Source organism: Hydrogenophaga sp., assembly GCF_022844385.1.
Taxonomy (GTDB): Bacteria; Pseudomonadota; Gammaproteobacteria; order Burkholderiales; family Burkholderiaceae_C; genus Hydrogenophaga.
Map to the genome: position 1 here is coordinate 3,113 of NZ_JALHLX010000006.1, position 14,897 is coordinate 18,009.

General features: G+C 66.7%; 13 protein-coding genes and 1 pseudogene. 8 read left to right on the forward strand and 6 right to left on the reverse strand.

Annotated features, from left to right (window positions below; genetic code table 11):
• Both Q0C59_RS02330 and Q0C59_RS02335 read right to left on the reverse strand, forming a co-directional pair.
• Positions 1-414 (reverse strand): annotated as a pseudogene (locus tag Q0C59_RS02330) (class I SAM-dependent methyltransferase); the annotation flags it as partial.
• Positions 415-427: 13 nt separating this feature from the next.
• The gene (locus tag Q0C59_RS02335; protein ID WP_291211154.1) at positions 428-1,264 is read right to left on the reverse strand and encodes a Crp/Fnr family transcriptional regulator; all 837 of its coding nucleotides are present in this window, start codon (positions 1,262-1,264) and stop codon (positions 428-430) included.
• Positions 1,265-1,551: 287 nt separating this feature from the next.
• Between Q0C59_RS02335 and Q0C59_RS02340 the strand changes: the two genes are divergently transcribed.
• Genes Q0C59_RS02340 through Q0C59_RS02355 form a run of 4 tightly spaced genes read left to right on the forward strand, consistent with a single transcriptional unit; the run spans position 1,552 to position 7,937 of the window.
• On the forward strand, positions 1,552-3,096 hold the full coding sequence (locus tag Q0C59_RS02340; protein ID WP_291211157.1) for a PAS domain S-box protein: 1,545 nt from the start codon (positions 1,552-1,554) through the stop codon (positions 3,094-3,096).
• Between the two features lie 13 nt (positions 3,097-3,109).
• Positions 3,110-4,252: a PAS domain S-box protein gene (locus Q0C59_RS02345; protein ID WP_291211160.1), complete on the forward strand. Its 1,143-nt coding sequence runs from the start codon at positions 3,110-3,112 to the stop codon at positions 4,250-4,252.
• On the forward strand, positions 4,249-4,935 hold the full coding sequence (locus tag Q0C59_RS02350; RefSeq protein ID WP_291211163.1) for a response regulator transcription factor: 687 nt from the start codon (positions 4,249-4,251) through the stop codon (positions 4,933-4,935). Before Q0C59_RS02345 ends, Q0C59_RS02350 begins: the two co-directional genes overlap by 4 nt.
• A 50-nt stretch (positions 4,936-4,985) precedes the next feature.
• A complete protein-coding gene (locus Q0C59_RS02355; protein WP_291211166.1) occupies positions 4,986-7,937 on the forward strand; it encodes a chemotaxis protein CheB in 2,952 nt (983 codons plus the stop codon).
• A gap of 6 nt (positions 7,938-7,943) precedes the next feature.
• On the opposite strand, the gene Q0C59_RS02360 is transcribed toward Q0C59_RS02355, so the two are convergent.
• Together Q0C59_RS02360 and Q0C59_RS02365 are read right to left on the reverse strand one after the other, a co-directional pair.
• Positions 7,944-8,669, reverse strand: coding sequence for a phosphoribosyltransferase (locus Q0C59_RS02360; RefSeq protein WP_291211169.1), 726 nt, complete (start codon positions 8,667-8,669; stop codon positions 7,944-7,946).
• Entirely contained in the window at positions 8,666-9,319 is a 654-nt protein-coding gene (locus Q0C59_RS02365) for a dienelactone hydrolase family protein (RefSeq protein WP_291211172.1), read from the reverse strand. Before Q0C59_RS02365 ends, Q0C59_RS02360 begins: the two co-directional genes overlap by 4 nt.
• A gap of 162 nt (positions 9,320-9,481) precedes the next feature.
• Between Q0C59_RS02365 and Q0C59_RS02370 the strand changes: the two genes are divergently transcribed.
• Entirely contained in the window at positions 9,482-9,997 is a 516-nt protein-coding gene (locus Q0C59_RS02370) for an ureidoglycolate lyase (protein WP_291211174.1), read from the forward strand.
• Positions 9,998-10,083: 86 nt separating this feature from the next.
• On the opposite strand, the gene gdhA is transcribed toward Q0C59_RS02370, so the two are convergent.
• Both gdhA and Q0C59_RS02380 read right to left on the reverse strand, forming a co-directional pair.
• Positions 10,084-11,427 (reverse strand): NADP-specific glutamate dehydrogenase, encoded by a 1,344-nt coding sequence (gene gdhA / locus Q0C59_RS02375; protein ID WP_291211177.1) that lies wholly within the window; start codon positions 11,425-11,427, stop codon positions 10,084-10,086.
• A 118-nt stretch (positions 11,428-11,545) separates the two neighbouring features.
• Entirely contained in the window at positions 11,546-11,947 is a 402-nt protein-coding gene (locus Q0C59_RS02380) for a GreA/GreB family elongation factor (protein WP_291211182.1), read from the reverse strand.
• A 378-nt stretch (positions 11,948-12,325) separates the two neighbouring features.
• Here Q0C59_RS02380 and Q0C59_RS02385 point away from each other — a divergent pair, with 378 nt between their 5' ends.
• The 3 genes from Q0C59_RS02385 to Q0C59_RS02395 all read left to right on the forward strand — a co-directional run bounded on the left by Q0C59_RS02385 (position 12,326) and on the right by Q0C59_RS02395 (position 14,885).
• Complete coding sequence (locus Q0C59_RS02385; RefSeq protein WP_291211185.1) at positions 12,326-13,681, forward strand: NAD(P)H-dependent oxidoreductase; 1,356 nt, start codon at positions 12,326-12,328, stop codon at positions 13,679-13,681.
• A gap of 86 nt (positions 13,682-13,767) precedes the next feature.
• Positions 13,768-14,319 (forward strand): hypothetical protein, encoded by a 552-nt coding sequence (locus Q0C59_RS02390; protein WP_291211188.1) that lies wholly within the window; start codon positions 13,768-13,770, stop codon positions 14,317-14,319.
• Positions 14,320-14,489: 170 nt separating this feature from the next.
• Positions 14,490-14,885, forward strand: a complete 396-nt coding sequence (locus Q0C59_RS02395) for a response regulator (protein ID WP_291211190.1) — start codon at positions 14,490-14,492, stop codon at positions 14,883-14,885.
• The last annotated feature ends 12 nt before the right edge of the window (positions 14,886-14,897 follow it).

Consider the following 14,897-nt stretch of genomic DNA (forward strand, 5'->3'; position numbering starts at 1 on the left):
GTACACGCGCAAGGGGTCGAGCCAGAGGGCAAAGAAGTCGTCGCACAGGTCGTAGTGAAAGCGCACCTGCTCGGCGTCCTTGTGCGGGCGGTGCAGCCAGCGCGAGCGCAGGTGCTGCAACAGCTGCGTGCCCAGCGTGGCCTGGCCCTTTGCCACCGGGTCGCCCACGAGCTCGGCGGCGATCTCCATCACCTCGCGAAGGTCGCCTTCAATCTCCAGATCGCCACGCACGTAGGCGTCGGCCAGGGTGCCGATGTTCCCGCTGGCCAGGTACTTGAGGTTCCCGGTGTCGTTGACCTTGAGGCGCACCGCAGCGTCCGCCGCACCCGCTTGCCCACCCGGCCACTGCAGCGCCAGCGGGCGCGACAGCTGCCCGATGCGCGACTCGACGAACGAAGGCATGGTGAGTTGCATGGCGGCTCCTGTGTCAGGCGGGCATGGTGCTCAGGCCCGTGGGTTGGCAGGGGACCGCACGCCGGCTGGTCGGGCGGCGCGTGGCGGTTGATCCGAGGTCGTCCATCGAACGCCGGGTGCATCGCGAATAGGCCTTGAGTCCGTCCATGTCGAGTATCTCGACGTCGCGGTCGCTCACGTGGATGAGGCAGTTCATGGCCAGCGCGGTGAACGAGCGGCTCACGGTTTCGTGTGCCACACCCAGCATGCTGGCAATGTCGCGCCGGCCCATGCGCAGGTGAAAGCGCCGCGGTGACTGCCCGCTGGCGGCCATCTGGCGCGAGAGCTGCAACAGAAAGCGCGCCAGCCGCACTTCGGCTGCCACAGCCGCCATCACGTCCACCAGTTCGTTGGTGCGGGTGAGGGCGCGGCTGCCGGCGCGCTGCAGTTCATGCTCGAAGGCAGGCTCGGCGCGGCCGAGGGCGGGCAAGTCGGCCTTGCGGATCACGTAGACGGTGGAATCTTCCAATGCGGTGGCGGCGGTGGGGTGGGTCTCCATGCACAGCGCGTCGAAGGCCAGCACTTCGCGCCGTCCGGCAAAGGCCAGCACCTGCTCGTAGCCGTCTTCGTCGGTGCGGAAGATCTTGAAGGTGCCGGTGCATACAAAGTACAACGCATCGCTGGGTGCACCCATCTGCATCAGGTGGTCGCCGGCACCCACCCGCCGCAGACCCACGGGGATGTGGCTGGCAGCGCACTGGGGGTCTTGCATGGTCTGCGTTTCGCGACCCAGAAGGCGCATCAGGTCGGCCAGTGTGCTGCGCCCGATGTGAGAGCCGGCACGGGCGTCGACTTCGGCGGTGCTGTTCATGGGTGTGGTCGTTTGGTTCAAGAGGCCTCCTGATGGGTGGTGCGGACGGCGGTTTCTGCTGCTTCAAGGATGCGACTGCAACCCTTGGCGCACCATCGGAATCCGGCACGACCTGTGTTCGGAAAGTGGCGCTTCGTGCTGCGCTCGATTCCGACAGCCGTTAGGAGAAGTCCTACCCCTGGCTGGCAGCCCATTGACCTGGGTCAAGGCGGGTGGGTTTTGGTGCTGGCGGGTCTGGGCAAACCTTCCTAAGATGCCCCTACAGGTATCCAACCGGGCCAGACAACATGACTTCAGACAGCATGGGCAGCGTTTCCCTGGCCCCAGAGGCACTGGCGCAGCCACGGCTGGCCCATGCGGCGCTGGAGGCGGTGATCACGGTGGATCAGCAGCAGCGCATCGTCATGATCAATCCGGCGGGCCTGAGCATGTTCGGCCTCACGAGCGAGCAGGCGCTGGGCATGGATCTGGGCCGACTCATTCCGCCGCGCCTGCGCGCAGCACACCAGGGTCACGTGCAGCGCTTCAGCGATTCGCCCGAGATCGAACGCCCGATGGGCCAGCGCGGCCAGGTGCTGGGCCTGCGGGCCAACGGCGAAGAGTTTCCGCTGGAGGCGGCCATCTTCAAGAGCGATGTGGTGCTGCCTTCAGGCACCGTGAGCTACACCACGGCCCTCCTGCGCGACCTCTCGGAGTTCACCCGCATGAGTTCCGTCATCGAGCAACTCAACCAGCGCCTGCGCTCGGTCTTCGAGCGGGCGCCGGTGGCCATCTGGATCACGGAGCGGGACCGTGTGGTCTTTGCCAACAGCGCCTGTGCCCGGCTGGTCGGGCTGCAGGAGCCCGGACAGCTGGTGGGTCGTTCCATCTTTGAACTGCTTGCGCCCGATTCGCGCGAACCAGTGCGAAGCAAGCTGCAAAATCTGGAGCAGACCGAAGGCGTGTCGGTGCTGGTGGGCTCGCTGCAGCGAGCGGACGGCGCCTTGCTCGAAGTCGAAATGGTGGTGGCGGTGCTGCCCGACCACGAACACAGCTTTGTGCAGATGGTCATCAACGACATTACCTTGCGAACGCGCGAGAGACAGAGACTCTTGAACTCGCGCCGCACCTTGCGCGAGTTTTCGGCCAGCCTGGTGGCGGCGCGCGAAGAGGAGCGCCGGCGGATCGCCCGCGAATTGCATGACGAACTGGGGCAGCGGCTCACCGCACTCAAGCTGGAGATGATTGCCTGCCAGCGCGACCACCCGAACCTGGGCGTGGGCGAGCGGGCCCAGCTCATGCTGGACATGCTGGACGAGACCGTGGCGTCGACCCGCCGCATCTCCATGGACCTGCGCCCGCTGATGCTGGACGACCTGGGACTGGCCGACGCCATCGACTGGCTGGTAAAGGAATTCAGGCGCCGCACCGGCGTGGAGGTTGAGATCCGGCTGGGTGAGGGTTTGCGGGAGCTCTCGCCCCACCTGGCGACCACGCTCTACCGCATCGTGCAGGAGGCGCTGACCAACATCACGCGGCACGCGCGGGCCACCTGGGTGCGGGTCGAACTGGGGCGCACCGGTGACGAACTGCGGCTGGCGATCCGGGACAACGGCGTGGGTTTCCCCAACGGAAGCCGCTCGCGCAACCCGGGCTCCTTTGGACTGCTGGGCATCCGCGAGCGGGTGCTGATGCTGGGCGGGCAGATTTCGGTGGGCAACGCGCCCGAAGGCGGCGCCCTGCTGGTGGTGCGGGTGCCTTGTGTGACACCGCCTGTGTCTGCGCGCGACGACGACCTCAGGGAAGCAGCGGAGCCGCTGTTCGACGAATCCACCCGCGGCAGCCTCGAATGAAGGAGACAGAACGATGAACAATTCACCGGGTTCGTCAACGGTCAGCCGCGAGGCGCTGGAACATGAACTGCACGTGCACCAGGTCGAGCTGGTGCAGCAGAACGAGGAGTTGCAGCGAACCCAGTCCGACCTGGCCGCAGCGCACGACCGCTACCGCGATCTGTACGACTTCGCGCCTGTGGGCTACTGCACGCTCGACGCACAAGGCTGCATCAGCAAGATCAACCTCACGGGGGCTGGCTTGCTGGGGCAGCCGCGCGCTGCGCTGGTGGGCAAGCCGCTGGCGCGCTTCGTGAGTTCAACCGACGCAGACCGCTGGCATCTTTACCTGCGCTGGGCGCTCGCGCGCGAAACACCGCAGCGCATCGACCTCACCATGAACTTTGCCGACGGCACGCTGCACTGGTTCGCCGCCATCAACAGCGCGCGGGTGCTGGACGAGCACGGCGAGCCCTGCTTGCGGGTGTCGATCACCGATGTGACCGACCGCATCCGGTCCGAGGTGGAGCGGCGCATCGCCGCCATCGATGCCGACGCCCGCGAGTCCGAGCGCCGGCGCATGGCGCTGGACCTGCATGAAGATCTGGGACAACGCCTGAGTGCGATCAAGATCCAGCTGGCCAGCCTGCAGCAGGGCAGCGAAATGGTGGGTGCGATTGACCAGGCGCTGGCGCTGGTGCGGCGCATCACCATCGACCTGCGTCCGCCCATGCTGGACGACCTGGGCCTTCATCCCGCGATCGAATGGCTGGCCCGGGACACGGCGCGCCGGCTGGACCTGAAGCTGTCCCTGCGCATGGACAACGACCTGCCGCCGCTGGGCCGGGCGGTGTCGGTGGCGCTGTACCGCTTCTTCCAGGAATCGCTGTCCTACCTGCTGCACGAGACCCACGCCTCGGAACTCGGCATCGAGGTGCTGCGTCCGCTGGGGCAGTTCATCCTGATCCTGCGGGCCCGCGCCAGCGGAGCCGGCACACCCTGGCGCCTGGACACGCGCTCCGAGCCCTCGTTGATCCTGGAGCACCGCGCCCGCCTGCTCGGGGGGCGGCTGGCGTTTGATGCCGTACCCGACGGCTCGGGCTGGTTCGGCCTGCAACTGACCCAGAACCTGGACCTGAAGGAAACGCCCGTTGATCGAGCGGGGCGACCGGCATGAACGGCGATCTGGCCCACCACCAACTCCGCCTGCTGCTGGTGGACGACCACACCGTGGTGCGCGAAGGACTCAAGCGCCTGCTCGACCCACAGGGCAACCAGTGGTTCATCACCGAGGCGGGCACCGGCTTCCAGGCGCTCGAATGCCTGCGGCGCGCGACCTTCGACCTCGTCATTGCCGACCTGTCCCTGCCCGGCATGAGCGGGCTGGACCTGATTCACCGCATCAAGGAAACCTACCCCGGTGTGGCCGTGCTGGTGCTCACCATGCACAGCGAAGAGCAGTACGCGTTGCGCGCCTTCCAGGCCGGGGCCAGCGGTTACGTCACCAAGGACAGCGCCAGCGAAGAGCTGGTGGCCGCCGTGCGCAAGGTGGCCTCGGGCGGGGTGTTTGTGACCGCGATGCTGGCCGAGCGCGTGGTGCAGCAGCTCAACGGGCGCCGCCCGGCGTCGGACCTCAGCATGCTGTCCAACCGGGAGCTGGAGATCCTGCGGCGCATCGTGGCGGGTGAGCGCATGGTCGACATCGCCGACGCGCTGCACCTGTCCATCAAGACGGTGAGCACGCACAAGACCCGCATCCTGGAAAAGCTGCAGCTCGACAGCACGGCCGCGCTGATCCGCTTTGGCCTGGAGCACCAGCTCGACCAGGCCGATCCGGCCACGGCGCCGGGCCCGGGCTGAGCCTGCCCGCCTGGTGACCGGGCGACAATACCGCGCATCGAGGAGCGGACATGGTCACCAAAAAACAGCCCCCATCGGCCGGTACCGGCCCGACAGCCCTGCCGGCCGACGCAGCGTTGAACGTGGCAACGCCTGGCCAGGTGGTGGCGCTGGGCGCATCGGCCGGCGGGCTGGAGGCGTTCGAACAATTTCTGCGCGCCATGCCCCCGGACAGCGGCATGGGCTTTGTGCTGGTGCAGCACCTGGACCCCACGCACCCCAGCATCCTTGCTGAAATCCTGCGCCGCAGCACCCCCATGACGGTGGTGGAAGCCACCGACGGCATGCCGGTGCAGGCCAACCGCGTGCACGTGATCCCGCCCAACCGCGACATGGTGATCTCGCACGGCGTGCTGGGCCTGAGCATGCCCACCGAGCCGCGTGGGCGCCACCTGCCCATCGACAGCTTCTTCCGCGCGCTGGCGGCCGACCAGGCCGAAGCGGCGGTGGGCATCATCCTCTCGGGCACCGGCACCGACGGCACGCTGGGCATCCGCGCCATCCACGGCGCGGGCGGGCTGGGGCTGGTGCAGGAGCCGGCCACCGCGCGTTTCGACGGCATGCCGGCGAGCGCCCTGAAGTCGGGTTTTGCCACCCAGGCCCTGGCCGTGGAAGCCATGCCGGCGCTGCTGCTGGCGCATGCCCGGCGCCTGGGCTCGCGTGCGGTGGCGGCCGACGGCGACGGTGCTTCGGCCCGGCTCGCCGGTGTGTTGATGCAGTTGCGGCTGGGCACAGGCCACGATTTCTCGCAGTACAAGAAGAGCACGCTGGGGCGGCGCATCGAGCGGCGCATGACGCAGCAGGGCATCGACGACATCGCCACCTACGAACGTTTCCTCAAGGAGCACCCACCCGAAGTGCAGACGCTGTTTCGCGAGATGCTGATCAACGTCACCAGCTTCTTTCGCGACACCGCGGTGTTTGACACCCTCAAGCGCGACGTGCTGCCCGCGTTGCTGGCCCAGCGGCCTGAAAACGAGGCACTGCGCGTTTGGGTGGCGGGTTGCGCCACCGGCGAAGAGGCGTACTCGGTGGCCATGCTGTTGCGCGAACTGGCCGATGAGCACAAGCGCGACTGGCAGGTGCAGATTTACGGCACCGACATCGACGCCGACGCCGTTGCGGTGGCCCGGGCGGGCCTGTACCCACCCAACATCGCCCAGGACGTGACCCCCGAGCGGCTTCGCCGTTTCTTCGTCAAGGAAGAGGGCGGTTACCGGGTGCGCAAGGAGATCCGCGAGATGGTGGTGTTTGCGGTGCAGAGCGTGATCAAGGACCCGCCCTTCACCCGGCTGGACCTGCTGACCTGCCGCAACCTGCTGATCTACCTGGAGCCCGAGCTGCAGGAGCGGCTGGTGCCGATCTTTCACTACGCGCTGCGCCCCGGTGGCGTGCTGTGCCTGTCGCCGTCGGAGAGCATCGGCAGCCATGGCGAGCTGTTCGAAACGCTGGACCGCCGCCTCAACATCTACCGCGCCCGGCCCACCGTGGCCTCCCGGCGCGCGGTGATCAGCAGCCGGCTGTCGTGGACCACCGACCGGGCCGGCGCGGCCCTGCCGGTGGTGGTGAGCAAGCCGCGTGAAACCGCCGCCGCCGACCTGGCCCGGCGCACGCTGCTGCAGGCCTTTGCGCCGGCCTCGGTGCTCACCGACCTGCAGGGCGACATCTTGTACGTGCACGGCGAGACCGGTCGCTTCCTGCGCCTGGCCCCGGGCCAGCCCACGCACAACGTGGTGGACATGGCGACCGAGGGCTTGCAGCTGGATGTGCGCGAGGCCTTGCAGAAAGCGGCCTCGGGCGACCTGAGCCTGACCAGCCGCGAGGTGCTGCACAAGATCGACAACGACATGCAGACCGTGACCCTGAGCGTGCGCGCGATCGCCGGACCGGAGCCCAGCCGCAGCCTGCTGCTGTTCAGCTTTCAGGAACTGGATCCTTCGCCGGCCCGCAGCCCGGCGCGCCGCCGCAAGGCCGGCGCCAGCACCGAGGCGCAGCGCGTGCAGGCGCTGGAACACGAGCTCATGCTGAGCAAACAGACGCTGGGCGCCATGGTGGAGGAGCAGCAGATCTCCAACGAAGAGCTGCAGTCGACCAACGAGGAGCTGCAGTCGACCAACGAAGAACTGCAGTCCACCAACGAAGAGCTGGAAACCTCGAAGGAAGAACTGCAGTCGGTGAACGAAGAGCTGGTCACGGTGAATTCGGAGCTGCAAATCAAGGTGGAGCAGCTCACCGGCATGCAGGACGACATGAAGAACCTGCTGGACAACATCAGCTTGGGTTCGATCTTTCTGGACCGCCGGCTGTTGATCCGGCGCTTCACGCGCGACGCCACGGCGGTGTACCGCCTGGTGCCTTCCGATGTGGGCCGCCCCTTGTCGGACATCCGCTGCGAACTGCAGGACGTCGACCTGCTGGCCGATGCCCAGAGCGTGCTGGACACGCTGGCGCCGGTGGAGCGCGAGGTGCGCACGGCCGGAAACACCTGGTATCTCGCGCGCATCAAACCCTACCGCACCATGGACAACGTGATCGACGGTGTGGTGCTGACCTTCAACGACGTGACCGAGCGGGTGCTGGCCCTGGCGATGCGCCAGGCGCGCGACCTGGCCGAAGCGGTGGTGGACACCGTGTACGAGCCGCTGGTGGTGCTTGACAGCTCGCTGCTGGTGCTCACCGCCAACCGTGCCTTCCTGAGCCTGTTTGGCGGGCAGGCCGCCGATACGCTGGGCCGTGCCTTCTACGACATCGGCCAGCGGCAGTGGGACTTTGTCGCCATGCACGAGCTGCTGGATGGCCCGTCAGGCGGTCAGTGCCTGGGCGAAGACCGCGTGCTCAGCCACGACTTCGCCGGCATCGGCCGACAGCAGCTGCGCGTGCGCACGCGCCGTGTGGCCTTGCAGAACGGTGCCGCCGGCCTGGTGCTGGTGAGCTTTGCCACGGAGCCGGCACCGCCGGCCTGAGCCGCTTCAACAGGATGGGCGCCTGGCGCGGGCGGCGTCGAAGGCTGCGCACACCTCGCTGTCGGCGAGTTGGTGGAAGTCGAGGTAGTGCAGGCCGATGGCTCGAAACGGCCGGGGCTCCAGCAGGCAGACCACCTCGTCCACCTCGTCGCTCAACTCGGCCATCGTCGCGTGGGGCCCCACGGGCACTGCCACGATCAGCCGGGCCGGATGGCGCCGGCGCAGCGCCCGCAGCGCAGCCTTCAGGGTGGTGCCGGTGGCGATGCCGTCGTCGACCACGATCACTGTGGCTCCTTCCACCGGCAGCGGCGCGCGTCCTGCCAGGTACACGCTGCGGCGGCGCTCGATCTCGCGAACCGCAGCCGGCACCTGGGCCTGGATCCATGCCTCGTCCACCCCGGGCAGGTCGGCGGTGTCTTCGTTGACCACCACGTCCGGCGGTGAGCCTTCCACCACCGCAGCCACCGCCAGCTCGGGCTGGAAGGGCGCGCCGATCTTGCGGACCAGCAGCAGGTCCAGCGGCGCGCCCAGTGCTCGCGCAATCTCGGCCGCCACCGGCACGCCACCGCGCGGCAGGGCCAGCACCACCAGCGGTCCTCTCAGGTTCAGCGCCAGCAGTTCGTCGGCCAGGGCACGGCCCGCGTGCGTGCGGTCTTCGAAGGTGTGGCCAGCCAGGGCCGCGTTGCGTGCCAGCCCCATGGGCGTGGTGTCGCCCCATGGAAAATCGCTCATGCGTTCCTTCCGTTGCCCAGGTATTGCTCGAACCAGCTGGCGGCAAAAACCGCCACGCTGCCGAGTGCGCCCGGCTCTTCAAACAGGTGGCTCGCACCGGGCACGACTTCAAGCCGCTTGGGCGTGTTCAACTGGCGCAGGGCCTGCCGGTTGAGCGCCAGCACCTCGGTGTCCAGTCCGCCCACGATCAGCAGTGTGGCTGCCTGCACGCCGGGCAGGCAGTCCATGGCCAGGTCCGGGCGACCACCGCGCGAGACCACGGCCGTCACGCGGTCGGGTCGCACCGCGGCAGCCGCCAGCGCGGCTGCTGCGCCTGTGCTCGCGCCGAACAGACCGAGGCGCAAGTGCGCCAGATCGGGGTGGTGCCCGGTCCAGTGAATGGCCTCGAGCACCCGTTGCCCCAGCAACGCGATGTTGAACACCTGGCTGGGGTCCTGCGCTTCTTCTTCGGTGAGCAGATCGAACAGCAAGGTGGCCAGGTGGTGCTGTTGCAGCGCGGCGGCCACCCAGCGGTTGCGCGGACTTTGCCGCCCGCTGCCGCTGCCGTGCACGAACATCACCAAGCCCATCGCCTGGGGCGGGATCACCAGATCCCCCGGCAGTGCCAGGCTGCCGAGTTGCACGGGCTCCGTCATGAGCAGGGTCGACATGCAGGTGCCTTGTCCCGGACAACGCCGGAAGTGGGTGAGAGGGGCGAACCATTGTTCGCCGCACCGGCCCCTTCGCATTGAGCGTGCGCAATGCACTCGCGATTCGTGCGCAGCCAGCCGCCGCCACGCCCGACCTGAAAGGCATAGACTGATGAGAACACCATGAAGCCACTGGCCACGCTCCTGACCATCGAACTGCTCACCGCCGAGGCCTTCCGCCCGTTCGGCGACGTGATTGAAGCCAGCGATGCCGCACGCCACTTCACCATCAACGAAGGTTTCGCCGAGCGTTACCACGACCTCGCGCGCGTCGACACCGCAGGCGAAGGCGGCCACACCGTGGTGAGCATCTTCAAGGCCCAGCCGCGAACCTTCCCGCTGGCCATCACCGTGATGGAGCGTCATCCACTGGGCAGCCAGGCGTTTGTGGCGCTGGCGCCCATGCCGTTTCTGGTGGTGGTGGCCCAGCCGGGAGAGGCGCCCGGGCCGGGTGATATCCGCTGCTTTCTGGCGCAAGCCGGGCAGGGCGTGAACTACTCGCGCGGCACCTGGCACCACCCCTTGATCGCGCTGGACGTGCCGGGGGATTTTCTGGTGATCGACCGGGGCGGGCCGGCGCCGCACGGGAACTGTGACGAGATCACGTTGGAGGAAGGGGCGCTCTGGCTGGTTCGCTGAAGCCGTTTCAGCTCCGGCGCTGAATTGCGCATCCGTCCAGCTGCGCCGGTTTGCGCCCAGTGCGCTCCCGGCCCCGCCGACCGGCCCTAGATCACACCCTGCGCAAGCATGGCGTCGGCCACCTTGACGAAACCGGCGATGTTGGCGCCGTCCACATAGCTCACTGTGCCGTCGGCGCGGCGACCGTGCACCAGGCAGGCCTCGTGGATGCCCACCATGATGGTGTGCAGGCGGTCGTCGACCTCGGCGCGTGGCCACGACAGGCGCATCGCGTTCTGGCTCATCTCCAGACCCGAGGTGGCCACGCCACCAGCGTTGCTGGCCTTGCCCGGCGCATACAGCACGCCAGCCGCTTCAAACCGCTCCACGGCTTCCATCGTGGTCGGCATGTTGGCGCCTTCGGCCACGCAGATCACCCCGTTCTTGATGAGCGTGGCCGCATCGGCCTCATCCAGCTCGTTTTGCGTGGCGCAGGGCAGCGCCACGTCCACCGGCACGCCCCAGGGCCGCACTCCCGCCTCGAAGCGGCTGTGGGTGCGGGTGGCGTAGTCGCTCACGCGGCCGTACAGGTGGTTCTTCACTTCCATCAGCTCCGCGAGTTTCTCCGGGGTGAAACCGTCTTCGTCGATCACGGTTCCGCTGGAGTCGGACACGGTGACCACCTTGGCTCCCAGCGCCATGGCTTTTTCCACCGCGTACTGGGCCACATTGCCCGAGCCCGACACGCTCACCCGCAGGCCGTCAAAAGTGCGCCCTGCCTGCTTGAGCATTTCCTGCGCGAAGTACACCGTGCCGTAGCCGGTGGCTTCCGGGCGCACCAGCGAGCCGCCAAACGACAAGCCCTTGCCGGTGAACACGCAGTCGGAGCGGTTGCTGAGCTTTTTCATCATGCCGGCCATGAAGCCGACTTCCCGGGCTCCCACGCCGATGTCTCCCGCGGGCACGTCGGTGTCGGCCCCGACATGGCGGAACAGCTCGCTCGTCAAGGCCTGACAAAAGCGCATCACCTCCCCCGGGCTCTTGCCCTTGGGATCAAAGTCGGAGCCGCCCTTGCCGCCACCCATGGGCAGGGTGGTCAGCGCATTCTTGAAGGTCTGCTCGAAGGCCAGGAACTTCAGGATCGACAGGTTGACCGAGGGGTGAAAGCGCATGCCGCCCTTGTACGGCCCGATGGCCGAGCTGTGCTGGATGCGGTAGCCCCGGTTGACCTGCACGTCGCCGTGGTCGTTCACCCACGAAATGCGGAACATGACCACCCGCTCGGGTTCCACCAGCCGGTCCAGCAGGCCTTGTTCGGCGTATTTGGGGTGGGTCTGGATGAAGGGCCAGAGGCTCTCCATCACCTCCGAGACGGCCTGGTGGAATTCGGTTTGGCCGGGGTTGCGGCTGACAACGTGTTCGAGGAAGTGTCGGGCTGATGTGTATTTCATGGATTCATGCTCTAAGAAGGTGCATGACATTATGCGTAAACTGCATCCCGTGCTGAAAACTGCCTCATATTGGTGCTTTTCATTGCCCGGCTTGAGCGCACAGGTGTCGGCGAGGCCGCTAGGTGGTGTAGTCGCCGCTGGCTTCGGGCTGAAACAGCAGCGCCACGATTTCGGCCGCGCACGCATCCCCGTTGGGTGTGTACCAGCGGGCGGTGGCGCCCACGCGCTGACCAAGCAGGCTGGCCCCCACCGGCGAGAAGACAGAGATGAAGCCCAGGTGAGGCTCGGCGTCCTCGGGGTAGCACAGCGTGAGCTTCTGGCGTTGGTGGGACTCGAGGTCTTCAACCATGACCTGCGAGTACATCGTGACAACGTCGGGCGGGATCTCGCGCGAGGGAACGAGGTCGAGGGAGTCGAGTGTCTCGATCAGCTCGGACGGAAGTTGTGCGCCGCGCAGTTTGATCAGGCGCGCGTGGTCGATTTCGGTGAGCAGCCGCTCACCCGCAGGGTTCTTGTGCATGGGGCACTCCAACTGGTGCAGGCCCGCTGCAAAAGAGCGGCGCCCGCGATCGCGCTGGGCGGGGGCCCGGCGATGTTGGTTTGCGCAAAAAGAGGAAGGGGTATCGCCGGGCTCAGGAATGTGCGGCCGGTTGGCGCAGTCCCGCCGAACCCATCAGCTTGCGACCGGCCACGGCGCTGCTCGCCGCGAGGGGCATGGGAGCTGCTGTGTGGGCAGTGAAGGGGAGTGGGAAGACCATGCATGGATTGTAGGACCCCTCGCCGGACCAGGCTGCAGGTGGCCACGCAAGCCCCGCTGGAACAGCGGTTTTGTGCCGGCATTGCACTGGACCACTGCAGTATTCTGGCGGCCACCTCCCACCCAACCAGCAAAGCCACCATGAACCTGTTCTCCAAACTGCAGCAGCGCGCCGCTGAAGGCAAACCCCTTCGCGTCGGCATGATCGGCGCCGGCAAATTCGGCTCCATGTACCTGTCGCAGGTGCCGCGCACGCCGGGCATCCACATGGTGGGGATTGCCGATCTGTCGCCGTCGCGGGCCAGGGCCGCCCTCAAGAACGTGGGCTGGACGGAAGAGGCCTGCAGCGCCACGTCGCTGGAGCAGGCGGCCAGGCTGGGCAACACCGCCGTGATCGACGACGGCATGAAGCTCATTGCGTCGCCCTTCGTGGACATCGTCATCGACGCCACGGGCAACCCGGCGGTGGGCATTGCCCATGTGCTTGCGTGCTGCGAGTTCAGGAAGCACATCGTGATGGTGAATGTGGAGGCCGATGCGCTGGCCGGCCCTTTGTTGAAACGCAAGGCCGACGAGGCCGGCATCGTGTATTCGCTGGCCTACGGTGATCAGCCGGCCCTCATCTGTGAAATGGTCGACTGGGCGCGGGCGGCGGGGTTTTCGGTGGTGGCGGCGGGCAAGGGCACCAAGTACCTGCCGGCCTATCACGAGAGCACACCCGACACGGTGTGGAACCACTACGGCCTGACCGCCGAGGACGCGGCCAGGGGTGGCATGAATGCGCAGATGTTCAACAGCTTTCTGGACGGCACGAAGAGCGCCATCGAGATGGCCGCTGTGGCCAACGCCACCGGGCTGAGCGCGCCCAGTGGTTTGAAATTTCCTGCGGTGGGCGTGGACGATCTCGCACGCATTCTCAAACCCCGGGAACACGGCGGCATCCTGGACCAGCGCGGGCAGGTGGAGGTGATTTCCAGCGTGGAGCGCGACACCCGTCCGGTGTTTCGCGACCTGCGCTGGGGTGTGTACGTGACCTTCGCCGCCGACAGCGACTACGTGGCGCGTTGCTTCAAGGAATACGGCCTGATCACCGACCCCAGCGGACAGTATTCGAGCATGTACAAACCTTTTCATCTGATTGGTCTTGAGCTGGGCATCACCGTGGCGTCCATCGGTCTGCGCACTGAAGCAACGGGCGCGCCCGTGTGCTGGCACGGCGATGTGGTGGCCACGGCCAAACGCGATCTGCAGGCGGGTGAAATGCTCGATGGTGAAGGGGGTTTCACCGTGTACGGCAAGCTGCTGCCTGCTCAGGAATCGCTGGCGCTTGGCGGCTTGCCCCTGGGCCTGGCGCACGGGGTGAAGCTGCTCAAGCCCGTGAAAGCCGGGCAGGCCGTGGGCTGGAACGATGTGGCCTTTGATGCCGGCTCAACGGCGGTGCAGTTCCGCCGCGAGATGGAGCGGGTGTTTGCCCCCGACGTGTCCCGCAACCGTTGAATCCAGGCAGACGTATCAAGATCCGCCCGCCACAACCGATACAGGAGACATCACCAGCTTTCAAGACCCCCGCTTCACCCGCCGCCATGAACACCGACGCCAACGACGGTCACCACAAGCCCCAGAGCCCCGACCCTGCGGTGCAGATCGACCTGGACGCGGCCTGCCAGCCGGTGCCGCGCCTGCTGTTTGTGGATGCCTCACGCCGTGCGCTCAAGCTCATGGGCAACAAGCTGCAGACCGATCTGCAGGCGCTGGAGCGGTACCCGGTGATTCCGGGCATTGAAGACCTGCCGTCGCTGGAGCTGGGCATGCAGTACATCCAGCACCAGTTTGTGTCGGCGGGGCAGCCGCAGGCGGTGGCCATGGCGGCCGCCCTGCGTTTTGTGGCGGTCATGTTCACGCGCCGCTACCAATACAACTACCAGGACCTGCGGGTGGGCCACGACAGCGGCACGCTGTTCTGGGCGCCCAGCGGCCCCATGCTGGCGGCGGCGGCCAACATCCGGTTGCAACTTTGGGCCATCGATTGCCCGCGTTTTGTTGAAGCGGAACTCATCCGCGCCGCGCACGCTATCCACCGCAACTTCGATCACTTCGACGAAGGCGCGTTGATCTATATAGAGCGCTTCATCTAAATCTGCCCGCAGCCGCGACCTGCGGTCGATGGCGAGGCGTTCGCGTGACCCATTGCACGCCAGGTTGAACCAATCCGCCAGCGGCAGTGTCTTATGACACCCGTGGCGCATTGGCCACTGCCTACATTGGGTTTTCAAGCAGGCCCCGCTTGTGCTTCGAAAGCCTCTCCATGCACAGCAACACCCACACCCAGCGCGTCATCCTGGTCGATGACAGCGACAACGACAACTTCTTCCACGACCTCGCGGTGCGCAAGTGCGGCTTCGCCGGCGAGATCCAGATTTACGACAAGGGTGAAGATGCGCTCGAGTTCCTGCTGCGCGACCGCGTGAGCGTGCCCACCATGGTGTTCATGGACATCAACATGGCCGGCATGGGCGGGTTCGAACTGGCCCGCACGCTCAACGAGCAACTCGAACCCGATGTACCGCTGCAGCTGCACATGCTCACATCGTCTTCCTGGTCGGTCGACAAGGCCATGTGCGATTCGATCGCCTGCATCAGCAGCTACCTGGTCAAGCCGCTCACAAGCGAGACGGCTGGCGCGCTGATCGACATGTCCTGAACCCTGTGCTGC